This is a genomic window from Bacillus tuaregi (assembly GCF_900104575.1).
Lineage (GTDB): Bacteria > Bacillota > Bacilli > Bacillales > Cytobacillaceae > Bacillus_BD > Bacillus_BD tuaregi.
Genome location: NZ_LT629731.1, coordinates 2,426,438 through 2,452,866 on the forward strand (window position 1 = coordinate 2,426,438; position 26,429 = coordinate 2,452,866).

27 protein-coding genes and 1 tRNA gene are annotated in these 26,429 nt (G+C 35.4%); 13 read left to right on the top strand and 15 right to left on the bottom strand.

What is annotated here, in order from left to right; all coding sequences use genetic code 11:
• Window positions 1–349: 349 nt before the first annotated feature.
• Both BQ5321_RS13880 and BQ5321_RS13885 read right to left on the bottom strand, forming a co-directional pair.
• Complete coding sequence (locus BQ5321_RS13880) at window positions 350–763, bottom strand: CoA-binding protein (RefSeq protein WP_071395041.1); 414 nt, start codon at window positions 761–763, stop codon at window positions 350–352.
• A 143-nt stretch (window positions 764–906) separates the two neighbouring features.
• Window positions 907–2,622: a glycosyl hydrolase family 18 protein gene (locus BQ5321_RS13885; protein WP_071395042.1), complete on the bottom strand. Its 1,716-nt coding sequence runs from the start codon at window positions 2,620–2,622 to the stop codon at window positions 907–909.
• 293 nt (window positions 2,623–2,915) lie between these two features.
• Here BQ5321_RS13885 and plsY point away from each other — a divergent pair, with 293 nt between their 5' ends.
• From plsY to BQ5321_RS13915, 5 genes are all read left to right on the top strand, one after another.
• On the top strand, window positions 2,916–3,503 hold the full coding sequence (gene plsY, locus BQ5321_RS13890) for a glycerol-3-phosphate 1-O-acyltransferase PlsY (protein ID WP_071395043.1): 588 nt from the start codon (window positions 2,916–2,918) through the stop codon (window positions 3,501–3,503).
• A gap of 276 nt (window positions 3,504–3,779) precedes the next feature.
• The gene (locus BQ5321_RS13895) at window positions 3,780–4,514 is read left to right on the top strand and encodes a sensor histidine kinase (protein ID WP_071395044.1); all 735 of its coding nucleotides are present in this window, start codon (window positions 3,780–3,782) and stop codon (window positions 4,512–4,514) included.
• A 182-nt stretch (window positions 4,515–4,696) separates the two neighbouring features.
• Window positions 4,697–4,894 carry a hypothetical protein gene (locus tag BQ5321_RS13900; protein ID WP_071395045.1) on the top strand — a complete coding sequence of 66 codons (198 nt, stop codon included), beginning with the start codon at window positions 4,697–4,699 and terminating at the stop codon, window positions 4,892–4,894.
• Between the two features lie 444 nt (window positions 4,895–5,338).
• Window positions 5,339–6,136, top strand: coding sequence for a CPBP family intramembrane glutamic endopeptidase (locus BQ5321_RS13910; RefSeq protein WP_071395047.1), 798 nt, complete (start codon window positions 5,339–5,341; stop codon window positions 6,134–6,136).
• A gap of 102 nt (window positions 6,137–6,238) precedes the next feature.
• The gene (locus tag BQ5321_RS13915; protein ID WP_071395048.1) at window positions 6,239–6,529 is read left to right on the top strand and encodes a HesB/YadR/YfhF family protein; all 291 of its coding nucleotides are present in this window, start codon (window positions 6,239–6,241) and stop codon (window positions 6,527–6,529) included.
• A gap of 42 nt (window positions 6,530–6,571) precedes the next feature.
• On the opposite strand, the gene BQ5321_RS13920 is transcribed toward BQ5321_RS13915, so the two are convergent.
• The 8 genes from BQ5321_RS13920 to acnA form a co-directional block, all read right to left on the bottom strand.
• A complete protein-coding gene (locus BQ5321_RS13920; RefSeq protein WP_071395049.1) occupies window positions 6,572–6,862 on the bottom strand; it encodes a hypothetical protein in 291 nt (96 codons plus the stop codon).
• Window positions 6,863–6,881: 19 nt separating this feature from the next.
• The gene (locus BQ5321_RS13925) at window positions 6,882–7,298 is read right to left on the bottom strand and encodes an acyl-CoA thioesterase (protein WP_071395050.1); all 417 of its coding nucleotides are present in this window, start codon (window positions 7,296–7,298) and stop codon (window positions 6,882–6,884) included.
• A gap of 44 nt (window positions 7,299–7,342) precedes the next feature.
• A complete protein-coding gene (locus BQ5321_RS13930; protein WP_071395051.1) occupies window positions 7,343–9,685 on the bottom strand; it encodes an AAA family ATPase in 2,343 nt (780 codons plus the stop codon).
• Between the two features lie 176 nt (window positions 9,686–9,861).
• A complete protein-coding gene (gene tlp / locus BQ5321_RS13935; protein WP_071395052.1) occupies window positions 9,862–10,083 on the bottom strand; it encodes a small acid-soluble spore protein Tlp in 222 nt (73 codons plus the stop codon).
• Window positions 10,084–10,234: 151 nt separating this feature from the next.
• Complete coding sequence (locus BQ5321_RS13940; RefSeq protein WP_071395053.1) at window positions 10,235–10,378, bottom strand: acid-soluble spore protein N; 144 nt, start codon at window positions 10,376–10,378, stop codon at window positions 10,235–10,237.
• Window positions 10,379–10,495: 117 nt separating this feature from the next.
• Window positions 10,496–10,627 carry an FbpB family small basic protein gene (locus BQ5321_RS13945; RefSeq protein WP_071395054.1) on the bottom strand — a complete coding sequence of 44 codons (132 nt, stop codon included), beginning with the start codon at window positions 10,625–10,627 and terminating at the stop codon, window positions 10,496–10,498.
• Window positions 10,628–10,889: 262 nt separating this feature from the next.
• On the bottom strand, window positions 10,890–11,399 hold the full coding sequence (locus tag BQ5321_RS13950) for a peroxiredoxin family protein (RefSeq protein ID WP_071395055.1): 510 nt from the start codon (window positions 11,397–11,399) through the stop codon (window positions 10,890–10,892).
• 133 nt (window positions 11,400–11,532) lie between these two features.
• Window positions 11,533–14,238, bottom strand: coding sequence for an aconitate hydratase AcnA (acnA, locus tag BQ5321_RS13955; protein ID WP_071395056.1), 2,706 nt, complete (start codon window positions 14,236–14,238; stop codon window positions 11,533–11,535).
• 318 nt (window positions 14,239–14,556) lie between these two features.
• Here acnA and sspO point away from each other — a divergent pair, with 318 nt between their 5' ends.
• Window positions 14,557–14,706, top strand: a complete 150-nt coding sequence (sspO, locus tag BQ5321_RS13960) for a small acid-soluble spore protein O (protein ID WP_071395057.1) — start codon at window positions 14,557–14,559, stop codon at window positions 14,704–14,706.
• Between the two features lie 39 nt (window positions 14,707–14,745).
• Here sspO and BQ5321_RS13965 read toward each other — a convergent pair whose 3' ends face one another.
• On the bottom strand, window positions 14,746–15,006 hold the full coding sequence (locus BQ5321_RS13965; protein ID WP_071395058.1) for a hypothetical protein: 261 nt from the start codon (window positions 15,004–15,006) through the stop codon (window positions 14,746–14,748).
• A gap of 116 nt (window positions 15,007–15,122) precedes the next feature.
• Between BQ5321_RS13965 and BQ5321_RS13970 the strand changes: the two genes are divergently transcribed.
• Entirely contained in the window at window positions 15,123–15,263 is a 141-nt protein-coding gene (locus tag BQ5321_RS13970) for a small acid-soluble spore protein P (RefSeq protein ID WP_150440457.1), read from the top strand.
• Between the two features lie 70 nt (window positions 15,264–15,333).
• Here the strand turns inward: BQ5321_RS13970 and selA are convergent, their stop codons facing one another.
• Window positions 15,334–16,743 (bottom strand): L-seryl-tRNA(Sec) selenium transferase, encoded by a 1,410-nt coding sequence (selA, locus tag BQ5321_RS13975; protein ID WP_071395059.1) that lies wholly within the window; start codon window positions 16,741–16,743, stop codon window positions 15,334–15,336.
• 252 nt (window positions 16,744–16,995) lie between these two features.
• Here selA and selD point away from each other — a divergent pair, with 252 nt between their 5' ends.
• From selD to BQ5321_RS13990, 3 genes are all read left to right on the top strand, one after another.
• Window positions 16,996–18,045, top strand: coding sequence for a selenide, water dikinase SelD (selD, locus tag BQ5321_RS13980; protein WP_084786808.1), 1,050 nt, complete (start codon window positions 16,996–16,998; stop codon window positions 18,043–18,045).
• Window positions 18,046–18,187: 142 nt separating this feature from the next.
• Window positions 18,188–18,261: transfer RNA gene (locus BQ5321_RS13985), tRNA-Arg, on the top strand.
• 380 nt (window positions 18,262–18,641) lie between these two features.
• A complete protein-coding gene (locus BQ5321_RS13990) occupies window positions 18,642–20,003 on the top strand; it encodes a hypothetical protein (RefSeq protein ID WP_071395060.1) in 1,362 nt (453 codons plus the stop codon).
• Window positions 20,004–20,163: 160 nt separating this feature from the next.
• Here BQ5321_RS13990 and BQ5321_RS25115 read toward each other — a convergent pair whose 3' ends face one another.
• On the bottom strand, window positions 20,164–20,337 hold the full coding sequence (locus BQ5321_RS25115; RefSeq protein WP_084786809.1) for a ribbon-helix-helix domain-containing protein: 174 nt from the start codon (window positions 20,335–20,337) through the stop codon (window positions 20,164–20,166).
• Window positions 20,338–20,945: 608 nt separating this feature from the next.
• Here BQ5321_RS25115 and BQ5321_RS13995 point away from each other — a divergent pair.
• Window positions 20,946–21,413: a hypothetical protein gene (locus tag BQ5321_RS13995; RefSeq protein ID WP_071395061.1), complete on the top strand. Its 468-nt coding sequence runs from the start codon at window positions 20,946–20,948 to the stop codon at window positions 21,411–21,413.
• A 380-nt stretch (window positions 21,414–21,793) separates the two neighbouring features.
• Here the strand turns inward: BQ5321_RS13995 and BQ5321_RS14000 are convergent, their stop codons facing one another.
• The gene (locus BQ5321_RS14000) at window positions 21,794–22,585 is read right to left on the bottom strand and encodes a lipid II flippase Amj family protein (RefSeq protein WP_071395062.1); all 792 of its coding nucleotides are present in this window, start codon (window positions 22,583–22,585) and stop codon (window positions 21,794–21,796) included.
• Between the two features lie 576 nt (window positions 22,586–23,161).
• Here BQ5321_RS14000 and BQ5321_RS14005 point away from each other — a divergent pair.
• Window positions 23,162–24,160, top strand: coding sequence for a replication-relaxation family protein (locus tag BQ5321_RS14005; RefSeq protein ID WP_071395063.1), 999 nt, complete (start codon window positions 23,162–23,164; stop codon window positions 24,158–24,160).
• A gap of 532 nt (window positions 24,161–24,692) precedes the next feature.
• On the opposite strand, the gene BQ5321_RS14010 is transcribed toward BQ5321_RS14005, so the two are convergent.
• Entirely contained in the window at window positions 24,693–24,941 is a 249-nt protein-coding gene (locus BQ5321_RS14010) for a hypothetical protein (RefSeq protein WP_071395064.1), read from the bottom strand.
• A 739-nt stretch (window positions 24,942–25,680) separates the two neighbouring features.
• Here BQ5321_RS14010 and BQ5321_RS14015 point away from each other — a divergent pair.
• Window positions 25,681–26,409 carry a hypothetical protein gene (locus tag BQ5321_RS14015; RefSeq protein WP_071395065.1) on the top strand — a complete coding sequence of 243 codons (729 nt, stop codon included), beginning with the start codon at window positions 25,681–25,683 and terminating at the stop codon, window positions 26,407–26,409.
• The last annotated feature ends 20 nt before the right edge of the window (window positions 26,410–26,429 follow it).

Below are 26,429 nucleotides of genomic sequence, written 5' to 3' on the forward strand. Positions count from 1 at the left end.
AGTGAAAGATTATTCCATTTTGATGATTATTCAACATTTTTACTTTTTACATATACCATATCATGTCAAAAAATGCATATAGATTCTAAAAAATACCTTAAATACTTAAATATCATATTAAGAACAGACGTTCCTTTCATTATCATAACATATCTTAACAAGAGTCTACGTATTATTGTATCGATTTATTTTAATTTGGCAAATTAGATTTTGGCGATACGAGGATAAAAAAAGACCATTAAGCCTACTGAAGGTATTGATTTTAAAGGTAAATGACGAGGTCAAACGAAACGATAAAATAAAAAAGCATATACCGTAAATATCTTGGTATATGCTTTAAACCCATTGATTACTTCGTCATGGCATGTTCAACTTTTATACAACGGTCCATGACCACAGTATAACCTTTTTCCTTTAAAAATTGATATGCTTCCTCATTTTCAAGACCCTGCTGTGCCCAGAAAATATCCGCATCGATTTCAGCAAATTCTCTAGCTACTTCTGGTAAATGCTCTGAACGGCGGAATACATTGACAATATCCACATGTCCTTCTATTTCCTTTAAGCTTTTAACAGCTTGAACGCCTAATATTTCGACTCCTTTTGGATTCACTGGGATGATTTCATATCCAGCATCCTGCATGGCCTTAGATACCATATAGGAAGTACGCTCAGGATTATCACTTAAGCCTACTACTGCAATTCGCTTTGCTTTTTTCAAAATTTCACGAATTTCATCTCTTGTTGGATTTTCAATTGCCATTATAATCCCTCCAGGTTTTTAATAGTCAGGTTGACTATACAATATTTCCAAATCTCCTACTAAGTGTACCATAATATAGAAATTTTCAATAATTTTTTGCAGCAAATAGGGGAAATCACTTAAATGAATTCCCCTAATTTTTCCTACTTTTTTGCAATTGGACTAGATTCTAATGAAAGTGCTAGCCAGGCTGTTTCGTCCGCAAAGCTTCGTGACCAGCTGGCAATTCCTTTCAAATTGTACCTATGGGCAAGCTCTACCCGTTTCGTTAATGAGAGTTCATCCTCCAACCAAATACGATAGGTAGTGTTCGTGGCAGGTTCGATTAGCTCGGCATAGTTTTGACCACTATGTTCATCATAGCTTGGAGTCACCCCATTAGTGGTTAGCCATTCTTTGACAGCTGCCATTGACATGGCCTTAGAGGATACTTCTCCAGTCGCTTTTTCTTCCCATAATCGGGTATACAGCGGTACACCAAGGATTAATTTCTCATCTGGTACTTCTTCTAATAATCTCTGTAAATTTTCTTCTACCCACGGTAGGCTAGCCACACTTCCAGCCTTCGGTGAGGAGCCCCAATGTTCGTCATAGGCCATAACAATTAAATAATCTACCGTTTCAGCCAGCTTTTCTCGTTCATAAAAAGCTGACCAATTTCCTGTTGTTACAAACGTAATATCCATCGAAACAATGAGTCCAGCATGATGGAAATAAGGTGCCGCTTCTCTAACAAATTGTGTAACAAACGGTCCATCCTCCTCGCGAACATTCTCAATATCAATATTGATTCCATCTAATTGATACATTTGGCTGTATTCTAACAGCTGTTGAATAATCGTTTGACGAGTCTCATAATGCTTTAATGCTTCATGTGTTAAGTCAGGATCAAACGCATTCGAAAATAGCCCCCATACCTGATAGCCTCGACTTGTTGCCCAATTGATATATTCCTCGGACCCTAAATTCTTGATGGTTCCTTCTACTCCGCTTAACTCAAACCAGGTTGGCGATACCACATTGACTCCCGGCATCTCAGGGATTTTCTCAGGATTAGGATTTTTCGTGTACACAGCTTCCCAGGTTAGGTGAATCGGACCATCTATACTAGGTATTACGGGTTCAGCTATTTCTGGGATCGTCACGACATTTGTTTGCCCTCTATCAACCAAGCTTTGATGGATATAGCCAGCAATCCCATTTTCTTTGCGAATCAGATAAAAGTCTTCTTCCGCGTTTTCAATCCTGATTTTTTCTTTATCTATGACCTGAGCCGAATAAGGAGACTGGAGTTTTGCCTCCGTTCTTAAACGTAGCTTTTCTTCATGTGCATCCCCAGCGTTTATTGTACCCTCTACAGTCTCCTGACCATTTTTCCTAATTTCAATGGCCTTTGTTTCTGGTAAAATAGTATATTGAATTTCATAGTATTCTAGTAACGGAGATAAAGCCAAATACAGCTCTCCATTACTCCGCTTTAATGCAGGCACAGATAATGATGTTGGCTCCCGGTTGATATAATAAACAAGTGAGTTCTCCGGTATTTGAAGAACGCTACTTTTTGTCGTCACAATGATCGAGTGCGATTTTTCATCATACATAAGATTGTCCTCTATCTTTTCGGTTAGAAAATGAACCGGAACATAGACGATATTATCTTCAAGAAGAGCATTTCCTTCTTGTATTCCATTAAATAATATCGGGTAATCACCCTGGAAATAATTTACTTTTTCTTTTGAAGCAAAGGGGTATAGAATAATAAGACTGCTAGAAATGATTAATAGAATAATCCCCACTAGCCCTAAAAGCAGTCTTTTTTTGGTTGTATTTTTCTCCCTTCGATAAACAATATTTGACATAGGTTAGTTCCTCCTCATGAATATCCTAACGAAATGTCACTCGCTTGGAAAGAGATTTTCATTTATTCCTAGCCATAGATCAATCCCAGTTTGATTTTTCAAGCAGGTGAATTTCCGTTCTAAGTATCAAATACGCCCGTCGAATTTGCGTCCGGATTACCTGAGCTCGCTCGTTAAATAATAAAATAATTTAGTAAATGGAATCTTTTCGCTGTAACATGGTAATATATATAGGTATTAATAGAAATGAATATAGCATTACTTGATTTATCGTAAAAAGAAGGAGAGTTTGAATGTTTGAGTACGCAATCATTGTCATTCTTGCTTATTTGCTCGGATCCATTCCATCAGGCTTAATCATTGGAAAGAAGTTTTTTGGGGTCGATATTCGGCAGCATGGGAGCGGAAATTTAGGAGGCACCAATACCTTTCGTGTCTTAGGTGTAAAAGCGGGTTTAACCGTTACAATAGCCGATATTCTAAAAGGAACACTTGCAGCCGCATTACCATTTTTCTTTCAGTCTGAGATGCATTACTTACTGGCAGGAATCTTTGCAGTAATTGGTCATACCTATCCCATTTTTGCAGGCTTCAGAGGCGGTAAGGCAGTTGCAACCTCAGCCGGAGTTTTACTTTGGTATGCACCACTTATGTTTATCATTATGATTATTGGATTCTTCATTAGCTTATACATAACAAAATATGTTTCATTGTCCTCCATGTTCGGCGGGCTTGTAGCATTGATTTATTCCATTATTGTACAGGATATACCACTGATTATCGTTGTGTCTATTCTGGTTTCATTTGTAGTCTATCGCCATAGAGCCAATATTAAACGAATCATTGATAAAACAGAACCAAAGGTAAAATGGCTTGGATAATGATTGAAAAGTAAGCATGAATTCATGCTTACTTTTTATTTTTCCAAAAATAGTCAATTTCCACTATAAATAAATCGAGTTTTTATGTTAAATAATTCATTTTATCTATTTGATAACCTAGTTATCATCTAGTATCATTATAGAAAAGTATCCGTTTTGACTTATTTTGACTTTATTCTACATAATTTTTATTCATACATTGTCAGTATTCGTCATACAATTTATTAATCGTTTTTGGAACGGGATTAATTCTTTAAAAAAGGATGCGATTGGACAATGATAAGGACGAATGAATTCCAAAGTGAATCTTTGACAATTGAAAACAATAAAACAGAGTTTAATCATGAGCATGTAGCAGATGTAAAGAAGCAGGCAGCTGAACTGGTACATGAAATACGCAATCCACTTACGACAATTAAAGGATTTCTTGAGCTCTTAAAACCTAGTTTTAGTGAGCTAGGCAAGGGAGAATATGCAGAGCTAGCGCTAGATGAATTGGACAGAGTCAATGATCTGATCAATCAATTTTTGAACGAGATGAAGCCAAGCCATGTTAAAAAGGAATACATGGCATTAAATCAGAACCTCTTACATCTTATTAAGTTATTTGAAAGTGAATCAAAGGATAAAAATATTAAACTCCTAACCCATTTTTCTGAGAAAGAAATCCATGTATACATGGATAAAAACAAATTAAAACAAGTACTCATTAACCTGATAAAAAATGCTATAGAAGCCATTGAAGAAGCCGATAATCCGGCCGGGTCTATTGATATTCAAACCGAAGCGGATGAACAGCACGCTTTTATTCATATCGTTGATAATGGCTGCGGAATGTCGAGTGAAACAATTAATCAGCTATTCAGACCATTTTATACAACCAAATCGATGGGTACAGGAATTGGTCTTTCAGTCTGCAAAAACATTATTAATCATTATCATGGCAATATCTCAATTAAAACCAATCAAAACACAGGTAGTAGGATTACGATTTCACTGCCGTTACACTAACATCCCCATCATAAAGCAAAAAAGAGTGTGAATATTTCTACACTCTCTTTCTTATTTCTTCAACCGTTCAAACAATTGCCAAGAAAATACGGTTGTTAAAAAATGTCCATATTTCAAAACGGAAATCAAGTAAAATTGATATAAAATAAGGATACAACAGAAATCAAGGGGAGGTAATGAATATGAAAAAAGAAGATAAAGATTATATCTTCTACACATCAATTGATACAACAGAAGAACAGGATGAATTTTTATTGGAGTTATTTTCCTGCTCTGATGATGACAAGATCGTACCTGAAACTACGATTCATAACTTTGATGAATTAATCACTTTTTTTGAAAATATGGAACAGGAACCTTCTTGTGAGCAAAATAGCTAATTCAAGTCAGGTTATACCACCAACTAGAGTTTAATTAACTGAAATTTACCATTGCCTAATACATCATTGATATAGTCCAGCTTAGTATGGTCAAAGTATATAGAATCTTTCTGATGAATTAATATATCAATATGCTCGAATGTATGTACCTGGTCTTCGGAAATAGGCTGCTCTTCCAGAGACAGCTTAAGACTCGGTCCGCCTCAACCAATACCCATTGAGAGTCGGACATACAGCTTTTCATGTATATCTTTTTGTTCCTTTGCAATCGCTTGATTTAACACTTCGAGGGCTGCTGCTGTTACTTTAAACAATTGAATCACAACTCCTTTACTATCAGTTGCAGTGGTTTTTAGCATAACTAGTCTATTATGGGGTTTTAATCCCTTCAATCCTACGGTAAAATATGGTTTAAGACTAGGTAGATTGAGGTGATGTTCCCCATTGCTGCAATTCACTCGACTGTTCCCAAGTAATCTTTATTTTATCCTACTTTTTATGGTAGCACTAATCAGTTTTCAACTTAATCATCTTACCGTTGAATTTTTTGTACTATTCACATTATTTATTATTGTTGCGTTTTTAAAGGAAAAACAAAGAGCTTTTGTATGGATGACAATTGCTTACTTCCTTGGCGAATTTCTTCATTTATATGCTAATCGCTTCCTAAACGAGATGGATTTACCAATACAAACTGTTTTTATCGTAGAAAAACTATTATTATTGTTTCCGATTTTCAGCATATTATATGTTAGCTATAAATTCAAACAAAATCGGTCCTTCATACTCATGAGAACATTTAGTAAAGAAGCTATTTCAGAATGGTACCGTTCAAGTCGAAGGAAAAGAAACTTCCTTCTATCGTTCACTATTTTAGCTCTACTTCTGTCATTTATTTCATTAGTTCAACAGTCTTTTTCCATTACTAAATTAGGTCATTTCCTTTTATTTGTATTAATAAGCAGTATTATAGAAGAAATTCTTTGGCGAGGACTATTGATGCAGGCTATGCATACCCTAACCAATAAATGGACTGCCGTGATTCTCTCGAGTATTTGCTATGGTTGTTCTTATCTGATGTATGGTTATTCTATCGGCATTTGTTTTGTATTCGCTTTATCGGGGGTTTTATACGCCTTGATGACCCTTTACTATAAGAATCTTATCCCCGCTTTTCTATGTCACTATTCCATTCTAAGCCTGGTGATTTTAGTGAAAATGATTCCATTTCCATTTTTATAGACAAATTTTTTTACCTATTTCCTTTTTCATGTTTTAATTAAGATTGTTTGCTACTATTTTTGGGGGCATTCAAGACAACTAGAGACGAAGGGGATGGGTTTCATGAATATTTCAGTAAGCAACGAAGCATTAGAATGGTATATGAATGAATTGGATTTAAAAGAAGGAGATTTTATTCGATTTTACGCCCGCTATGGTGGATCCAGTCAGATTCAAAAGGGCTTTTCATTAGGAATATCAACGGAATCACCGGATATTTTTGGCACAAAAGTAACAATAAACGGAATCACCTTTTATATTGAAGAAAAGGATTTATGGTATTTCGACGGACATAATTTGGAGATTGAATATAACTCTGTCCTAAAGGAGCCTGAATTTCGATTTAGTAAGTAAGCAGACGAAACATCTCGTCTGCTTTTTTCATAATGATTACGACTACCAAAGGTATTCTGTTAATCCTTCTTTTTCTAGAATTTCGATTTGCATTTGACCTAATAAATCAAAATGAGGATAGGAAGCCTTTCGCTTATCAATCCATTCAGCTTTTAACCCATATTGTTTTCCCCAATGAATCAGCTTTTCTATATCCTTACAGCCTACCTTTGTAACTGTTTTACATTCTGGGAAACGGCTGTCGAGCCAGTAATGTGTAAGAAAAGCAATTTCTCCCCTGTCAACCTTCCTTTTCCATTCAAGCAGTTCATGACGTTTTATTCCAAATGCCATTCCCCAGCCTCCCTTATTGCTATTTCTTTATTTCTTCGTATTTATTAAACCATTCAGGAAAAGCCTTTTTAAACTGAACTGGACGGAAATTGTCTTTTCTAACGATAATATGGGTAGTTTTCCCTTCAGCACAGACTTCATCATTCCCGTTAACAATCGAATATCCGTATACTGTTTTTAAACCATCATTTAGCTCCACCCATGTGTTGACAAAAGCACGTTCACCATACCGAATCGCCTTCTTGTATGTACAGTTCACATCATAAACGGGTGCATAATACCCTGATTCCTCCATTGCCAAATAGCTAAAACCAATATCTTCAATAAACTGAGTTCTGCCAAGTTCAAACCATTTCAAGTAATTTGCATGGTAAATCACCCCCATCATATCTGTATCTGCATATAAAAGCTGAATTTCTTTTGTGGAAACAAACATTTCTTCCTCTCCAATCAAATCTTTTTATTCTTTACGATAAGATACTATATTAACTTATTAAATGCGGCTTCGATATCTTCCCTTTCAATCACAACGGCTTCCTCCAGACGAGGAATGGTAGAGGAGCTCATTAACCGACGTGCTTGCGCCTGTATCGATTCATTCATTAAATTCGTTGCAAAGCGGCCATTCCCATCTACCTGATGATCCTTCAGTTCATGGAGAATCCATTGCTCCGCTTCCTCTGTTAATTGGAAATCATATTGCTGACCAAATAATTTCATAATCTGCAGCAATTCCTCATTCGTATAATCCTCAAAGAGTAGAAACTTTTTAAATCGGGATTGCAAGCCAGGGTTACTCTCTAATAGCAGCTTCATTTCATTTGGATAACCAGCCAAAATGACAACTAGATTTTCATTATGCTTTGTCATTTCGTCTACTAAAGTATCAATTACCTCTTTTCCAAAATCACCGCTTGACTGTCCAAGCAAAGAATAAGCCTCATCAATAAATAATACTCCACCAAGAGCATCTTTTATTTTCCGCTTTGTTTTGATCGCCGTTTGTCCTACATAACCAGCCACAAAATCAGCACGACTTGTCACAATAAGATGACCTCTTTTTAATAAGCCGCAATCTTTAAGTAACTCTGCATAAATTTTCGCAACAGTCGTTTTCCCTGTTCCTGGATTACCAGTAAAAACAGAATGAAGCTGAATTGGTACGATAGGTAAGCCATGTTCTCGCCTCATATTTTGCATCTTTACAAACGAAATAATGGATATAACCTCTGCTTTCACATTCTCTAAGCCAACTAATTCTGCTAATTTCCGTTCAGGGTCAGCCTGTAATTCTGAATCTGGCTGCGTAAAATCCTGTTTGTCTAATAATGAGAACTGTAGGATATCATCGTTTTCCTTGACGGGTTGACTGGCTCCTTTTTGAAAGATCGCATCAAGAATTAAATGCCGTACCGTCCTAGCATTGCCAAAAGAATTATCAACCTTTTCGTTTTCAATCCTTTCCTCTAGTGTACGTTTCGCCTCATCTGTAAGAATGTAATCATTATCAGAAGCCATCTTTTCGGCAATCTTGATTAATTCTTCATTGGAATAGTCAGGTAAAGCAATATGGTTGGACATTGGAAAACGGCTCCTTAAGCCAGGATTCGCATCCAAAAATTGCCTCATTTCATCCGGGTACCCCGCCAGAATAACGGCAAACTTTCCTCCATATTCTTTGCCAGTCATTAATGAAACAAGGGTATCAATGGCAGTTTGACCATAATCATTGCCCGATTGTCCTTCACGCTTTAGATTATATGCCTCATCAATAAACAGCACACCACCAAGGGCCTTTTCTACCGCCTTCCGTACATTTTCCTCAGTTTGTCCTACATAGGAGCCGACTAATTGAGAGCGCTCGACTTCTACAACCTCTTTACTGGGAAGAACATGGAGCTCATGATAAATTTTTGCAAATAAACGGGCAAGTGTCGTTTTCCCGGTCCCGGGATTTCCTGTCAAAATCATATTAAGACTTACTTCGTCCTTTGTCTGAAAACCCATTTCCTTACGGATTTTTTGGTATCGAAAAAATTGATAAAAATCATTTAGTTTCCGTTTAACTGTCTCAAGTCCAATCATACTGTTTAACTCATCCAAAGAACTAACGGACCCATCGTCATCACTTTCATCATTCAAAAACAAGCCAGACCATCGTTTTTTTATATCCTCAATAGCTGCTAGATGCTGTTTCATTTCTTCTAGATGCAAGGCGGTATGAAACGCACCTACTAGCGAATTTTCATATTCACTTGTTGCTTTTAGTAATGAAGCACTTTCTTCAATTACTTCTTCTAAAATCCCCTTCATTTTTTCATATAAGCTATGTATTTCGCCATTTGTTATATATGTAGCAGACTGGAGGAAATGATCCATTTTCTCTAACTCTTCCTCCGCAGTCGTTAAAAATTGCCCGCATACGTCTTTATAAATTGCGACTGTTTGCTTTTTCGCTTGACGATTATCCGTTTCACGGATAGGAGGAAAGGATAATCGATCTAATAAATGACTGCTTTTTTTCCATTCATATGATGCTAAAAACTCATGCGCTCTTGCATTTGTCGGGTTCAGCTCTTTAGCTTTATCCATCCAAGTCAAAACAACAGATTCTTTCTTACCCTTAGCAAATGCGGAGATAGCAAGAATAGTTAATAACTGAGAAGCAAGTATACGGTTATTATCTTCATTTACTTCCATATTTTGCAGACATTTAAGGATGTCCCCTTCTTTTTCAATAAAGCCGTTTACCTTAAGCTCCTTTTCCCAGTTTTGTGCCTTCTGAATAAGCTGCTCTTGCTCCTGCTGCTGCAGTCTTTCCATTTACATCACTTCTTTTTCTCAATATTTATTTCGTAAAAATAATCCTTTATATTCTAACATATTTTTATATGGGAATAGTCGGTAGGTGTTTGAACAGGGGGTATTTTTTGCTAGACCCCTTGAAGAGCAGTCGCTCTTTCAAGGGAATTAGATTAAGTCCAATCACATTGTGAATGCTAGCGGGTAGAATTCTCATCTTTAATTTCTGAACGCATCGCATCAATACTTTCACGACGGCGATCATTTTTAGCTTCGATTTGAGCGCGTTCTTCACCACTTACATTCTGCATCGTTTCTTCAGCCTCTTGCATATTATCAATCGTATTGACAATCATTTCTTGAAGCTTCTCGACATTATCACTACGATCATCGGGCTTTGGTTGATTATTGTACGTCATATTCATTCCTCCATATTTTAAAATTAAAATGTACAAAGTTATTTTGTCACCCTCACTAAAAATTAAACACAAAAATGAATATTGTTTGTTATAATATAGTTATGTAAACATAAAGGGAAAGAGATACCTTGGCGGTATCTCTTTCCCTTTATTATTCACCCTTCGTTTGCATGACTTGAGCATGCTTTCCAGATGTATCCTGCATTTTTTTGCCTTTATTTCCACCAAAGCCACGTGGCTGTGTACCTAATGCTTCTGGTACATGATGTTTACTGTCTCTTTTTGGATTACCCATTAGAATCCCTCCTCAGAAACTTTCGCGAGTATGCTATTACCAGCCGCATATATGCTGCTGTTACTCCTCAGTTAAAGTATTACCTCTGAGAGAGGTTTCATTAATGGTAATGACTGTCTATTCAGCTTTACTTAAATGTTTCTTTTCTAATCTTTCTTCAATTCTCTCGATTGCTTCTTGATCACGTAATAATTGTAATTTATTTTCATTGACAAGCTCAGAAAAAGAACGTTTTCTTGGTTTTCTCACTTTCTTTCACACTCCTTATTTACTATTGTAAACGTTATTATGTCCAATAACTGCATTAATTATTACAAATTTTCGAAAATTAATCTTTTTACGAGCATTTTCGACATTTTTCTTTCCGTTTATATTATAGCATGTTTCACTCCCGAAGTTTATGTAAAATACAATATGTTCTGAAAATTTATTTGATTATTACTAGTAGTTCTCAAAATACTAGTAATAATCAAGAAAAAACACTGATTGATTTCAATCAGTGTTCTTTCAATTACATATCATCGACATATTGTTGCATGATTTCTTCTGTCATAGCTGAGATATATTTATGGCGAATAACTCCATCCTTATCTATAAAGTAAGTTGTTGGTATCGATAAAACCTGATACATTGAATTCACTTCATCATCCTCATCTAGCAGGATTGGAAAAGTAACGCCCATGTCTGTTACAAATTTGTTGACGTTGTATTGAGGGTCAATATTGACTGCCAATATGACTACTTCATCGCCTGCCTGCTTATAAAACGTCTCCATATCCGGCATTTCTTCCTTACATGGCGGACACCACGTTGCCCAAAAGTTTAATATTACTTTCTTCCCCTCAAAATCAGATAGCTTTACAGTTTCTCCCGCTAGATTTTTTAATTCAAAATCAGGTGCCTTCACACCAACCTTTAAGCCCGGAAGGTTGTCCGGCTTTTCTTCTTTTTCCATTGCCTGCACAATCGCAACAGTCATCATTGCTAGTAGCAGGACAGCTGCTGCAACCTTTTTAACCATGAAAAATCCCCCTTAATTTCCACCCATTATAAAGTATATTATACCCTATTATGTATTCATAATAAAATTATTATTCCTCCATATGGAACAAAACACCATACAATTTTCTTGTATGGTGTTTCGAAATGTGATTTTATTTTAATTTTTCACGAAGAACCATTTGCAGGATTCCGCCGTGACGATAGTAATCAATTTCTACTTCTGAATCAAAGCGAACAAGTACTTCAAATTCCTTCTTGGTGCCAGCTTCATCAGTAGCTGTTACCTTCAGTAAATCACGAGGACGAACGTTTTCATCGATTTGAACATCAATTACTTCTTTACCAGTTAAGCCTAGTGTTTCAGCGCTTTCGCCATCCTTGAATTGTAATGGAAGTACTCCCATAAGAACCAGGTTCGAACGGTGAATACGCTCATAGCTTTCAGCAATAACCGTTTTGATTCCAAGCAGGTTTGTACCTTTAGCTGCCCAGTCACGAGAAGATCCCATTCCATAATCTTTCCCAGCTAGAACAACTAAGCCAGTTCCCTCTTCTTTGTACTTCATGCAAGCATCATAGATAGAAGTTACTTCACCAGTTGGCCAGTGAGTTGTGAATCCACCTTCTGTACCTGGAGCGATTTGGTTACGGATACGGATGTTAGCAAATGTACCGCGCATCATGACCTCATGGTTACCACGACGAGAACCATAAGAGTTAAAGTCACGAGGCTCTACTCCATTTTCGCGTAGGTATTTACCTGCTGGTGTATTGACTCCAATTGCACCTGCTGGTGAGATATGGTCAGTTGTAACAGAATCACCGAACTTACCAACAACACGTAAACCAGCTAATGGCTTCACTTCGTCTGGATCTGGTTTTAAGCCTTCGAAGAATGGCGGGTTCTGAATATAAGTTGATTTGTCATCAAATGTATATAGTGCATCATTGCTTGTTTGGATTTTATTCCATAGTGCATTATCAGCAAATACGTTCTCATACTCGGCACGGAATAATTCCGGTGTTACAGTTTGCTTAACGACTTCATTGATTTCAGCAGTAGTTGGCCAAATATCCTTGAAGAATACATCATTACCGTCTTTGTCTTTACCGATTGCTTCGTTTTGAAGGTCAACATCAACAGTACCAGCTAATGCATAGGCAACAACTAGCGGCGGTGAAGCCAAGTAATTTGCTTTTACTAGTGGATGAATACGTCCTTCAAAGTTACGGTTACCAGAAAGAACAGAAGTAACAAGTAGATCACTATCAGCAACTGCTTTTTCAATTTCATCTAATAATGGACCAGAGTTACCGATACATGTTGTACAGCCATAACCAACTGTGTTAAAGCCAAGCTGTTCAAGATATGGCAGTAGACCTGAATCACGTAAATATCCAGTAACAACCTTTGATCCTGGTGCTAATGAAGTTTTAACAAACTTAGGAACCTCTAAGCCTAATTCAACCGCTTTCTTAGCAACTAGACCTGCACCTACTAGTACATATGGATTGGATGTATTTGTACAGCTTGTGATGGCTGCAATCGCAATCGCACCTGTTTTCATGGTTACTTGGTCACCATTAGCAAAGTTAACCACGGCTTCCTTGTTAATTTCGTCTTCAGTTAAACCAAAGCCTTGGTTTCCTTGTGGAGCAGTGATTGCTTGATTAAATTCTTTTTTCATTTGTGAAAGCGGAATCAAATCCTGTGGACGCTTAGGACCAGAAAGATTTGCTTCGATTTCAGCAAGATTAATTTCTACTACTTTTGTATATACTGGTTCTAAAGCTGGATCAAAGAATAATCCATTTTCTTTACAGTATGTTTCAACAATTTTAATTTGCTCTTCAGTACGTCCTGATAAGCGCATATATTCTAAAGATTCACCATCAACAGGGAAGAATCCGCAAGTTGCACCATACTCAGGTGCCATGTTAGCAATGGTCGCACGGTCTGCAAGTGGTAATGCCGGTACACCAGGGCCAAAGAATTCAACGAATTTACCTACCACACCATGGCTACGAAGTACTTGAGTTACTTTTAAAGCAAGGTCTGTAGCTGTTGCGCCATCTGGAAGCTCTCCCACTAACTTAACTCCAACAACTTCAGGTACTGGGAAGTATGAAGGCTGTCCTAGCATTCCAGCCTCGGCTTCAATCCCACCTACGCCCCATCCAAGGACACCGATTCCGTTAATCATGGTTGTATGAGAGTCAGTACCTACTAGTGTATCTGGGAATGCTTCGAATTCGCCGTCTTCATTTTCAACTGCATGTACAACGTTTGCAAGATACTCTAAGTTAACTTGGTGGACGATACCTGTTGCTGGTGGCACAGCACGATAGTTATTGAATGCTTTTTGTGCCCAGCTTAAGAACTGGTAACGCTCAGCATTACGTTCAAATTCTAATTCCATGTTAAGACCTAGGGCCTCTTGAGTTCCGTATTTATCTACTTGTACTGAGTGGTCGATAACAAGATCAACTGGCTTTAACGGATTAATTTTGTCAGGGTCTCCACCTAAATCTGCCATCGCCTTACGAAGTGATGCAAGGTCAACAACGGCAGGAACACCAGTAAAGTCTTGAAGAATAACACGTGAAGGTTTAAATGGAACATCAATTTCTTGAACTTCATCAGTTCCCCATTTAGCTAAGTTTTCAACATGCTCCTTCGTGATGACACGTCCATCATATTGACGAAGGACAGACTCTAATAATACTTTAATAGAATATGGTAATTTGGATACATTACCTAATCCAGCTTTTTCTAACTCGCCTAAATCATAAAAATTATAACGCTTCCCGTCTAATTCAAATGACTTACGGGCTTGAAAAACATCATTATTTGACATTATGTATTTCCCCCTCTTCTTAAGTATGCTCGTAATAATCATATACAATTTTCGCACTTTTGTCGAAAAGTTTGAATTTTTTCTTTTGTCCCAAACTTCTCTAACGTTTTTATTTTAATATAAGCTTCGTTATAAGTAAATAACAAGAAAGTGATGTTTTTAATGATATTAACTTATTATTTAGATAATATTTATTAATTATTTATTATTTATCGAAAAATTGCAATTATTAGCTAATATTGTAGACCGATTAGAGGCTTACCTGCTGTATAACGACAAAAAATGCAGAGATAATAATGAGAGGTGGAGGTGAATTCAATGGCGAAAAGAAGAGCAAACCATATCATTCCCGGTGCCAATGCCGCTAGTGCACAAGGAAAAGGGGTCGGATTTAATGAAGAATACTCTAATGAACCGCTGACAGAAGCGCAAAAAATGAATAATAAAAAGCGAAAGAAGAATCAATAACAAAAACCCCCTTCACCGGGGGTTTTTGTTCATTTTTAATTATAATGATCCATTTACTTCATCAACCATGCTCCGCAAGTCATTTTGAAATCTCTCCAGTTGTACCCGCTGGTGTTCGGAAGCGACTTCCATGGCATTTTCAATTTGCTGGTAGGCTTCATTTACTTCCTTTTGTAAATGCTTTAGCTGGCTTCCATAGCTGGCTGAGTCTCTAACAATGTCAAAGTAGGTTTCCTGTGCATGTTCTACACCCTGCTGCGCTGCTTGAAAGGCCTGCTGCTTATTTTTATGGTATGGCATATTGAATCATCCCCCCTTTGCCCAGTATGTATCGTTAAATTGCGCAAACAAGATGTAAAATATTCAGCATAAAAAATGTTCAATATCTCATCCTAATCAATGAGGAGGGATAAAAGATGGTGAATAAAAACGACGGGAAAGATATGCGCAGAAATCAACCGAAAACCTCAGGACAGCCTGAGCCGTTAAGCGGTTCACACAAAGTAAAGAATCGAAATCATACAAGACAAAAAAGTAAGTCACACCATGATATGTAAGTAATAAAAAAACAAACCTGTAGCCTACAGGATTATCCAGCGGCTACAGGTTTGTTTCTGTTCTTATTCTCTATGAGAGCTCGATTAGGGCATGAATCAGTAATTCTTCTTCCTCTTCACTGACAGTTCGTAAGTCAATATGAATTTCTTCCTTTTGAATTCGGACAACGATTGCAGGAGTGGACTTTGTCCTTAACAATGCTGCTACTTTTTCAGCATTAAACTCTTTATGCTTCAGCGTAGCAACATACGTTGGCAGTTCTACATCCGGCATCGTTCCGCCACCTACTTGGCTTGTTCCTTCTATAATAGAAGAATGGTAAGTTTGACACGACTGCGAAAGCCTTGCTAAAAAGGCTTCGGTGCGTTGCTTCAATTCTTCCTTTCCCGCTAATAAATCTCTTACAACAGGAATATGACGTAGCTCTTCCTTTCCTTTGGCGTAATGCATTAGAGTTCCTTCTAATGCTGCAAGGGTCATTTTATCTACTCGTAACACACGAGCAAGCTGATGTTTCTTTAATTGATCAATTAATTCCTTTTTACCTGCGATAATGCCCGCTTGCGGTCCACCCAGCAATTTGTCACCACTAAAGGAAACAAGATCCGCACCCATTTTTAGTACTTCGCTGACGACGGGTTCATCGCCAATCCCATGCTGTTGGAAATCATATAGAACACCGCTACCTAAGTCCTCGTAAAAGATTATTTGTTCATGATGACTTGCAAGTTCAGCCAAATCCACCGTATCTACAGACTTAGTAAATCCCATGACTTTAAAATTACTAGTATGCACCTTTAAAATCATTCTTGTTTCTTCATTAATTGCTCGCTCATAATCATACAGATGTGTTTTATTGGTTGTCCCTATCTCAACTAGACGCGCACCACTTTCTTCCATAATAGAAGATATGCGAAAAGAACCGCCAATCTCAACAAGCTGACCTCTTGATACAACTACTTCTTTTTCGTAAGCTAAAGCCCGCAAAATTAGATAAACAGCAGCAGCATTATTATTGACAACCATTGCAGCCTCAGAACCTGTAATTCTTTTAATAAGCTCTTCGACATGCGTATGTCTTGAACCTCGTTCCCCTTCGATTAGTTTATATTCTAGGTTTGAGTATTGTTTTGCTGTCTCTATTACATGCTGGATTGCCCGCTCACTCAAGCGGGCTCTTCCTAGATTTGTATGTAAAATGGTCCCTGTTGCATTAATGACATTTTTAAGTGTATAGCTATATTTTTTTTGGATATATTGTTCCATTCTAGAGAAAATTTCTGTTAAGAAACTTTCATGTCCCGGCTCAGGACCAGCCCAATCATTTTTCAAAATTAATTGTCTAATATCATTTATTACGCTTGATAAAATCGCTGTTAAATTTATTTGATCAATGCCAAATTGGTCCATCAACCGTTTAAACTGCTCAGTTTTTTGCAGTTCGTGAACCGGTGGCAATGCTTTTAATAAATGTTTCACGAAAGATCCCTCCAAAATGTATGTAGCATCTATGCAGCATTTATAGTATAGCATTTTTCACTCTTCAATAGCTCACCCTTAAAGGTAAATTATTGTAAGTGGTGTAAGCCAATTTCCAAAGTGAGGATTGATTTTTTATATAAGATGACAGTTTTTTTAACTTATAAAAGCCTAGGATTCTTTTTGACAAAATGGAGATTCATGTGCATTCAAATTAAAAAACTTGTATACTGAAGGTTGGAGGTGAGCCCAGTGAGTGAGCAAGAGAAAATTCGTCTTACTTCGTTATCAACAAAAGCCGGTTGAGGCTGCAAAATTGGTCCTGAGGACTTAGCGCAAGTGTTGCGCTTATTACCTGAACAAGAGCAAGTCCCTGAGCTACTGGTCGGACGTGAAACATCTGATGATGCAGGCGTGTACCAACTGACAGATACAATTGCACTAATTCAAACGATTGATTATTTTACCCCTGTAGTTGACGATCCATATATGTTTGGTCAAATAGCAGCGGCCAACGCTCTAAGCGATGTCTATGCTATGGGCGGCAAACCCAAAACGGCCCTTAATATGGTGGGTTATCCTGTGAAAAAGCTTGGTGGAGAAATGCTAGCTGAGATTTTACGCGGTGGAAACGATAAGATAAAAGAGGCTGGAGCGGTTCTGGTCGGTGGACATTCCATTGACGATCAAGAGCCAAAATATGGATTATCTGTAACAGGTGTTGTTCATCCAGATAAATTCTGGAAAAATGTCGGTGCTAAACCTGGAGACACTCTTGTCTTAACGAAGCCGATTGGCGTTGGAATCCTTACAACCGGGATTAAACGTGGAGCAGTCACCCCAGAGCAGGAAAAAGCCGTTACTGAAACAATGGCCATGCTAAATAAGCAAGCAGCCGAGGTTTTAAGTAATTTTTCGCCAAGTGCTGTTACCGATGTAACCGGCTTTGGTCTATTAGGTCATGGCAGTGAAATGGCAGCTGGTAGCAATGTTACACTTGTCATTCACTATCATAAAGTGCCTATTCTCGACGGTGCACTTGCGTTAGCAAGGGATGGCGTAGTACCAGGAGGATCGAAGTCTAATCATAAATGGCTTGATAACGACGTTGACTATCAGGAGATTCTTCCTGAAGAACAAATGGTCCTTTGTGATGCAATCACATCAGGCGGATTGCTAGTAGCGATAAACGCTGATGATGCTGAAAAATATGTCCAAGCCTTAAAGGAAGCAGGCCAGGATTCCTGGATTATCGGGGAAGTAGTTGAAAAACAAGATAAATTGATTTCTGTTACACGATAAGGGAATGGAGTTACTCTCCTTCCCTATCCTTATTTCGGATAGAAAAAATCAAACTTTTCCCATCATAGAAACTTCTTTTTAATCCATCTAAAAGAATTGACCAAATTTATCTTAATGATTATAATATATAAATGTCATATATGTCCCAGTAGCTCAGCAGGATAGAGCAACAGTTTCCTAAACTGTAGGTCGGGGGTTCGAATCCCTTCTGGGACGTAAAAAACATTGCTAAGAACCCTTATTATATAAGGGTTCTTCTGTTATATATAGACTTTTTGTTTCTTTGAAACAGTTTAATTGCCGAAAAATTGCCGAAAACCGAAAAAAGCTTATTATTGAAGCTCGTACAGCACCTTTTGTATGCTTCATGCAGAATATCAAGAAATCATGTTTTTTAGATTAAAAGCTAATTCTTAAACTTTTATATCCTGTAAATAACTCTCCCTCCTTTCCCCTTACCAAAATCATCTGTTCTTATAATGTACTAGTCACATCTGTAACTAGATATATTTCAAACTTGAAAGCACACAGTATTTTTTCATTTAATCATGAATAAAAAATCTAAAAGGTTAACACAATATATTTCAGGTGATATAATGGAGAAATTTTGCTTACCTGAAAAATATTTACATGCAAATTGGAAAGTGAAACATGAATTAGTTAGAGAATTTATAAGCGATTTTAAAAAGAAAAAATCACTTAATCACAACAAAAGAATATCTTGGAAAACTTCACTGGTTCTAGAATTACTAACCATTCTGAATCTAGAAATAGATTACAAAAATTTTAAGTATGTTAACACACGTACACCATTTAAAGTTAACTGCAGCATTCATAACGAAAATTTTGACACTAAGCTTGAATTAATCCTTAAAGGGCAGATATGTCCAAAGTGTCTATCTACTGAAAAAGGTTTATCACAAGAAGAGGCAGAAAAAAGAGCAACTGAGGTTGGATATACGTTACTTGATAGATACAAAGATTATCACGCGGATCATTGGATGAAATGTCCAAAGGGACATACCGTCTTTATGCCTTATTCAACAATTTTTTATAATTGCTACAAAGACTGTGGTAAAGAGAGAAAACGGTTCAAACTCCGAACACCCTATAATAAAATAGTTGAGTTATTTGACCAACTCAAAAATAAATATCCCAATATTAAAATTTTGACAACAGAAACAGAGTACGAGAATTACAAAGGTAAAAGTGGAAAATTTAAAATTAGCTATACCTGTGTGTATTGCGGAGAGAAAAAAGGGAATACATTCCAAGAAATTAAAGATGGTAACCTTATGCATAAAAAATGTGCTGGTGAGGTCATTAACTCTTATCGAAGATTCTCCTATAATCAGGTTGTAATGAGATTTAAAATACAAGGCCTAAAAGTTATTACCACCGAGGAAGAGTTCAATCTAAAATATAAAAATTACTTATATGAAATTAAATACAAATGTGAATCATGCGGATTCAGTAAAAAAAAGACCGTTAAAGATGCAGAAAATTCAGGTTGTCCAGCTTGCAACTCAAATTACTTTAATAAATCTAATCATCTCTTACAGCAATGGTCAGATAAAATTAAGCTGAAACAAGATCATACCTGCTTCAACTGTGGTTATTCTGGTATAGAAATTCACGCACATCATCTTTTTGGTAAAAAACACTTCCCCGAATTTTCTAAAGAAATTTGGTGTGGTATCGCTTTGTGTCAATATTGTCATATAAATAATACGCATTCCTATCATAAATACGCAAAAAAATTAAAAGCTAAATCCACTCCGGGTATTTTTATTTCATGGATTAATAATTGGGCGGAGAAATGTAGGGAGGAAAGCCTGTCTTTTCACTCACTAAATAATATCAATTCAGTGCCATGTCCAAAAAACGACCTAACATATCTAGATAACTTTCCTTTCAACCTTTTTAAAGAAAAACCCTACTATTTAAATGAAATTTAAGTTTTACCTTATGTTCTCAGATAATCCAAATTACACAAAAAATCACAGGTCATACATTTTCCACTGAAAGACCTGTGTTTTTTTGGTAATAAAAATCCATAAACATATTGACCTGTAATGGTTCATTCAAAGATACATTTTTAATATTTAAAGCAATATATCAATTTTCCCCGTCATTAACATCATATTTGTCCAATAGCTCATGCAAAGCCAAAGTATATAAATCGGACATTCGTAATCTTGTTTTTATAGATAGCTCTTTTAATTGATTAAGGTAAGCTGGCTGAATAGTAATGGTTGTTCTTTCTGCCTTACTAGATAAATCCAACTTCATTAATGATTGATGAATATTAGCTTTAGGAATAGGATCAACTAAATGCTGACTAAACTGATTATATTTGAATCCATTGCTATTGTAATTCTTTTTTTCGGTACTACATCAGCTTCTATTAGTTCTTGTTCTAAAGTTCACAAATATCCCCATGTTACTTAAAAATTGTGAAATGTCCCCCCCTTCTTCCCTCAAATATTGCAGAGCGACTAGGAAAAACACCATAAATGAATCTTGACATATGGACATACATTTTTAGATTTGGAAAGAGAGAGTTCAATTATTCTCTGAAAGTCTAAGTTGGCCAAAACGGTGGCCAATTCTGAAAAACAACTGCTTTAAACGTTTATATATTATGGGTTGTGAGCATCGTTGAATTCTTCTCTCGTTAATTAATATGCTTTGTAAATAGCATATTCAAAAACCCTAGAAACCTTGATATATCAATGGTTCTAGGGTTTTTTGTTTATTTTCTGCTTTGTAGAATAATGTATTCTCCCCCAACGATCTGGGAGAGGTTTTGGGGGACGTTTTTAGAATAAATAAAACCATTTGTGGGCAGACGCTTAACTAAATTTAGAAATGTAGATTATCTAAAGGAGATCAGTAACATGGAAAATGAAATTCTCGATAAATTCCTCAACTTATATAAAGGAACACCAGAAGAAGAATATGCATTGAAATTAGGGAATCGGATAAATGTAATGTTACTTGAAATGCAAAATAACCATTCAAACTTGATTAAAAAATATTTCGATGCTTTTAATGAATCAAACGAATACTATAAAAAAGAGACCACTCAATTACGCAAAGAATTAGCCAATTCAATTCCCAAAGATTTGTACGAAGAAGCAGTAGAAAATAAAAAACGGAGTCAAGAAATTATAAGCATCATCGACAATGAAATATATACTCGTATCAATCACTTTTTATACAAATCAGCAAATGCTGATGCTAAGGGTGAACCCACGGGCAACTATGAATTTGTTATTAAAGAATTAATAAGTTTACGGGATATGATTAAATATAGAAAGGAAAGTATTGAATATAAAAAAGAGAATTTAAGGGTGTATAAATAATTTTGTGTCAACAGTTATTTATTCTAATGAATAGATAACCATTTATGATTACAGCCATTAGAATTTACCACCTCTGCCATTTTTTTGTACCAGTCTTTATAACAATCATTTTCTACACTTTGTAAAATCCTTATCAATAAAAGCCCCTTCTAATTCTCTATTGTAAGGGAATGGCAGAGTAAGGAGAATAATAATTTACAAAGTTATGGTAATTAAAATATAAAAAGCCAAATTTCTCAGTATTGAGAAATTTGGCTTTAGTTACTTCATTAAAGCGCCCGATTGTTGCAGATCAGTGTTACTGGAGATAGCCCGCGCTTATTGAACTCTAGCTACCCATTAGTACAACAAGAAGTGTATCCTTGTTATAAAAAAGAGTCTTATATAACTTTTGCAATAAATACAATCAAATACGAAGCAGGAATAATTAGTAATAGCGATGCGAATGTTCCCAATGTTTTACTTCCTACCATCCCAATTACAACTGCACGAAAATCTTCTTCTGTGCAATTTCCTTCTATCACATCATCCGTCATAACCGATAACTGCGGGTCTATTAATATGGACATGAGAATAGTCGCAACCCCATTTATGATGGAAGATAAAGTAACGCATGTTGCTCTTAAATCTGGAGCGATACTACCTGCATATATTGGTGCTAAGGCTCCAACCGTTAATAAGGCAACTGCAATGAGATTATAAATTATTATTTTTATAGGTAATTTCCTTAAATTCAATCCTGTTATATTCTCTTTTACGGGGATTGCGACACAATCCTTTATGTAATTAACTCCAGCTTTTGAAAAACTATGGATAACAAGTTTAGGAATTGACCGTTCGACAGAGAAATTTAATACCCCTTTATAAAAAATCCTTTGAAATGTTGGAATTAAAAAAGCACCAACAATTGTAGCAATACCCGATACTAAAATTATGACATTAAATATATGTAATAAATCATTTGAATCAGAGTTATGTTCTACATATTTGGTTAATAACGGAATTTGAAATGTCACCGCCATTCTTGATACTAACGATAAGATATTAAATACTGCAAATGAAACAGCTATTTTGCCTGTTCTAACACCAACCATTCGGACAGAATACGCCAAAGTCCCTATCAAAGATATTATAAAGTTTAAGATTAAAACAATGATGATTTGTGAACTCAATTACCTTACACCCACTTTTCTTCTATTCTTAATAATTCCAATTTAACATAAATATCCAATTTTATCGAAAGTGTTATGCAATTAAATGGCCCGTTTGTTTAGTAAATCCATTTTTATAAAATCTGTATAAATAATTTACTCAATCATTTTTTCTAATTAATCTTTCTGTATCCCATAATCCCCTAAAACTCCGACTGCTTTGGCATTCCATCTTAAACCTTGTTCTCTAATGCCTTTCAAAAATTCATTTTTTGCCAATAAAAATTGTTTTTTATAATTTCCGTTTCCTTACGATATTTTAATTTTTTCCAAGTTGTACATTAATGACTAGAAATATCAAAATCCAAAAGTACACTATTTAAAGAACACTTTCTATTAAATAGCGATGCCTAAGTAATGTACTTTGTCGAGCAAGATTGATTGGACAAACTATATTACTTGTGAAAAGTCTATTACTCACGTTATTGGCAATGTTCGAGATGCATTTTTTTGTGCTGACAATATTAGTGAAAAATGAACTCACAAAAGTGTTCTGCCAAACAAATATCATTCACCCTAAAGAAAGGAGAAAAGACAATGCAGGATAAAACTATCTTAAAGAAAAATGCAAGACAACGGTTGGAACTAACTACATCTGATTTACAACTATTATTATTCTTAGAACAGCAACGAATGTTAACACTGCAACAATTCTATCAAGCTGCGAAACACTTATTTGAAATGAAAATTGCAGAATATAGCTTTAAAAATCGAATTCGAAAATTTGAGGAATATCATTTAATTCGTAGCGAACATTATAGTGAAGGTTTTAACGGGGAACGGTTTAAATTCTTGTGTATTGGTAGCAAGGCTATTGATTTGTTAATAGAAAACAAACTACTGGACGATTCTTACAACAAATCAAAAATCTACAAATTCAATCAAAAAAAGAACCTTATGCATTTTTTGTTTACGCAACAGGCAGCTATCAATATTTTAACAAATTTAAACGCTGAGGTAGTAAGAGATCCAAATACAGATGAAATAAAATACTCTATTCTATATGATTTAACATCATTCTCCCATTCACCAGCCACCTTCCCATACACAGAATGGATAAAAAAGGACAAAAACCTACATCGACAAAATAATGGGGCATATCATGCGAAAGTTGCAAAGTATATGACAGTAGATAAATCTAGCACAAAGATAAATGGCGTCACAATGACGATTGTAAAACCAGATTGGATAATTAAATTAAAAGGAAGTAAAAAATCAAGGGATGCGATAATAAATATTGAATTAGATATGGGTACGGAACCCATCGAAACATTGGTCCAAAAAGTATTTAATTATGCCAAACTAGCTGAAAAGAATCCGGATGCCCTTCACATTATAGACATTGTAATAGCTGACAACAGCTTTTCCAACCGTTCTACAATTAGTAGTGGAATAAAACGGAAAAAGAACATAATGAAACGATTTGCATCAGATCCTGCAGTTGCAAGTCGAGCAATACAATCTGGTTTGAAAGTAATTGTTTCTATTTTAAAACATAATGATAAAACAATATATGAAGCACTATGTAAATACTAATCAATATTGTTTAGGTGCAGTCATTCATTTTGAATGATTTGCATACATACGTGATATTTATCAGAATACACCATTCGATACCATTAATAGATACCATAATGAATCGCTGTAATATCAATACTTCCTCATCTTATCCTTCGTAGTTTTCTTCCCCAATTTTATCAATCGTTACGATAGATGGTAACTATTATTCAAAGTAATGAACTTTTTCAATCGTTATTACCTCATAAAAATAGCCCTTATCATGAGATTGGTAACTAATATGAGATACCATGACAAACATTAGCAAACTCTCTATTTAATTGATTTTGTTTTTATTTTGTCAGTTCTAGTGTCTTACATTAGTTACGATTAATCGTTACCATATATCACTCTGACAGGCTAGTCGAAGTAATCAAGTAATACACGGAACACTTGATGTTTAGGACACTGTCCATACAATTATCAACTTGATAGTAAGTAATATGTACAAAAAAATGACTCCTGTTAGAATCCAACAGAAGCCATCCTTCATATCTTTATAACTTCATTTCTACCATTTTTGAATAATACTCATTGAACCTTTCGGAAATACTAATCGATGATTTTCATTAAACATCAGCATTTCGTTTGCTTGAAAAATGTAAAATGCCTCTCCTTCTATCATTGCGTCCTTATTTGCTTTATGCCGAACTTCAAAGATTGCTCTAGCTTCATCTAGCGTCATTGCATCAATCATCGCGAATTCTTCATCTGTCTCCTTTGTTTTCCTTAATACATAATATCTTTTTAATTGTTCCATTTGTTTCCCTCCATTTGATTTTTTATATAAAAAAACATCGCTAAGAATGCCAACGATTTTTCTCGTCACACATCTTACCGATGATTTTTAACTGATATCTTGACCAAAAGGCCGTTTTTATTAAATTTGCTCATATAAAAAAATAAAATATCTATTACATTATCATTTTATATTACACATTATCTCTTTTTAACCCATTCCATAAAATTTGTCTCTTAAAATAACAAATTTATCTTATGAAAAGTCGATTAGGTCTAACTATATTACATAAACAATCTTCACCCATACCCACAGATGCCTCATCTTACTTGGCAAAATTATATTGTTAACCGTGATTACTGTTATAAAGATACACTACTTCTACCTTCGTCTTAACAGAGATTGTCACAAGATCCACCACTTGTTGCCAATGTATTTATTCATTAAGTAATATTAAAAAATATTGATTTAAAAACTCATAGGATTTACAGAGAAAAAAGTCTAATACAACACTATTTTTACCGAGGAATTAGACTATATTTACAACAATCTAGCCCAATTACGAAATAACGATTTTGACTTAATAGCTTCAAATTAATTCCTGTAATGCTACCTTTTAAACCTCTTTACAATCCAATTTTCAAGAGGATTTGAATGTTTTATATAAATTTATTGAACTTTTTTTCTAGTTCGATAGAATAATAATAAATATTATTTTACATTCCATAGTTAATATCTACAAGAAAAGGAGGTACAAAAGTTGGATATGTTAAAAGATTTATTTAATCCATATGAACGGCAAGCACGGCTTTATCCGGTACTAATCATTTTTTTACCTACTTTTGTTTCGGTGTATTGTTTATTTGAAGATTTTAGGGATTTATTGTCAGCTGCTATAGGTTCAATTTTTTTTGTTGGAATCTCATATTATTTAGGAAAGTTATCTAGAGAACTAGGTAAAAAAAAGCAAGATAAATTAATTATTATTTGGGACGGAATGCCCAGTACAAGATTGCTGCGTCATAGAGATACAACATTAGATGTATTTACCAAAGAAAGATACCATCAATATCTTAATAATCACGTACCTAACATAGTCATGCCTAAACCCCGAGAAGAACTAGACGATCCAATAAAAGCTGATATAGTCTATGAATCAGCCATTAGATGGCTTTTAAAAAAGACACGAGATACTCAAAAATACCCTTTACTATTTCGTGATAATATTAGTTATGGATTTGCAAGAAATTTTTGGGCTTTGAAGCAATGGGGGTTAGTTATAAATCTCCTAGTGTTAGTTTTTACATCAGCAATTGTTTATGAGAGATATAATTTTGACTTAGGATTAATACCCAATGTTGTATGGTTATCTATCGCTGTCACTATCCTAATAATATTCTTTATTTTATTGATTACAAAGGAAACTGTTCATTCTAAAGCAAAAGCGTATGCACGAACCCTGTTAGAAGTATGTGATGAAGAAGAATAAAACTTATAAATAGGAGTGTT

Excerpts from the sequence above, each read along its gene's own strand:
- BQ5321_RS13880 (WP_071395041.1), bottom strand. The coding sequence starts at position 763 with ATGGCAATTGAAAATCCAACAAGAGATGAAATTCGTGAAATTTTGAAA.
- BQ5321_RS13885 (WP_071395042.1), bottom strand. The coding sequence starts at position 2,622 with ATGTCAAATATTGTTTATCGAAGGGAGAAAAATACAACCAAAAAAAGA.
- plsY (WP_071395043.1), top strand. The coding sequence starts at position 2,916 with ATGTTTGAGTACGCAATCATTGTCATTCTTGCTTATTTGCTCGGATCC.
- BQ5321_RS13895 (WP_071395044.1), top strand. The coding sequence starts at position 3,780 with ATGATAAGGACGAATGAATTCCAAAGTGAATCTTTGACAATTGAAAAC.
- BQ5321_RS13900 (WP_071395045.1), top strand. The coding sequence starts at position 4,697 with ATGAAAAAAGAAGATAAAGATTATATCTTCTACACATCAATTGATACA.
- BQ5321_RS13915 (WP_071395048.1), top strand. The coding sequence starts at position 6,239 with ATGAATATTTCAGTAAGCAACGAAGCATTAGAATGGTATATGAATGAA.
- BQ5321_RS13920 (WP_071395049.1), bottom strand. The coding sequence starts at position 6,862 with ATGGCATTTGGAATAAAACGTCATGAACTGCTTGAATGGAAAAGGAAG.
- BQ5321_RS13925 (WP_071395050.1), bottom strand. The coding sequence starts at position 7,298 with ATGTTTGTTTCCACAAAAGAAATTCAGCTTTTATATGCAGATACAGAT.
- BQ5321_RS13930 (WP_071395051.1), bottom strand. The coding sequence starts at position 9,685 with ATGGAAAGACTGCAGCAGCAGGAGCAAGAGCAGCTTATTCAGAAGGCA.
- tlp (WP_071395052.1), bottom strand. The coding sequence starts at position 10,083 with ATGACGTACAATAATCAACCAAAGCCCGATGATCGTAGTGATAATGTC.
- BQ5321_RS13940 (WP_071395053.1), bottom strand. The coding sequence starts at position 10,378 with ATGGGTAATCCAAAAAGAGACAGTAAACATCATGTACCAGAAGCATTA.
- BQ5321_RS13950 (WP_071395055.1), bottom strand. The coding sequence starts at position 11,399 with ATGGTTAAAAAGGTTGCAGCAGCTGTCCTGCTACTAGCAATGATGACT.
- acnA (WP_071395056.1), bottom strand. The coding sequence starts at position 14,238 with ATGTCAAATAATGATGTTTTTCAAGCCCGTAAGTCATTTGAATTAGAC.
- sspO (WP_071395057.1), top strand. The coding sequence starts at position 14,557 with ATGGCGAAAAGAAGAGCAAACCATATCATTCCCGGTGCCAATGCCGCT.
- BQ5321_RS13965 (WP_071395058.1), bottom strand. The coding sequence starts at position 15,006 with ATGCCATACCATAAAAATAAGCAGCAGGCCTTTCAAGCAGCGCAGCAG.
- BQ5321_RS13970 (WP_150440457.1), top strand. The coding sequence starts at position 15,123 with ATGGTGAATAAAAACGACGGGAAAGATATGCGCAGAAATCAACCGAAA.
- BQ5321_RS13990 (WP_071395060.1), top strand. The coding sequence starts at position 18,642 with ATGGAGAAATTTTGCTTACCTGAAAAATATTTACATGCAAATTGGAAA.
- BQ5321_RS25115 (WP_084786809.1), bottom strand. The coding sequence starts at position 20,337 with ATGAAGTTGGATTTATCTAGTAAGGCAGAAAGAACAACCATTACTATT.
- BQ5321_RS13995 (WP_071395061.1), top strand. The coding sequence starts at position 20,946 with ATGGAAAATGAAATTCTCGATAAATTCCTCAACTTATATAAAGGAACA.
- BQ5321_RS14005 (WP_071395063.1), top strand. The coding sequence starts at position 23,162 with ATGCAGGATAAAACTATCTTAAAGAAAAATGCAAGACAACGGTTGGAA.
- BQ5321_RS14010 (WP_071395064.1), bottom strand. The coding sequence starts at position 24,941 with ATGGAACAATTAAAAAGATATTATGTATTAAGGAAAACAAAGGAGACA.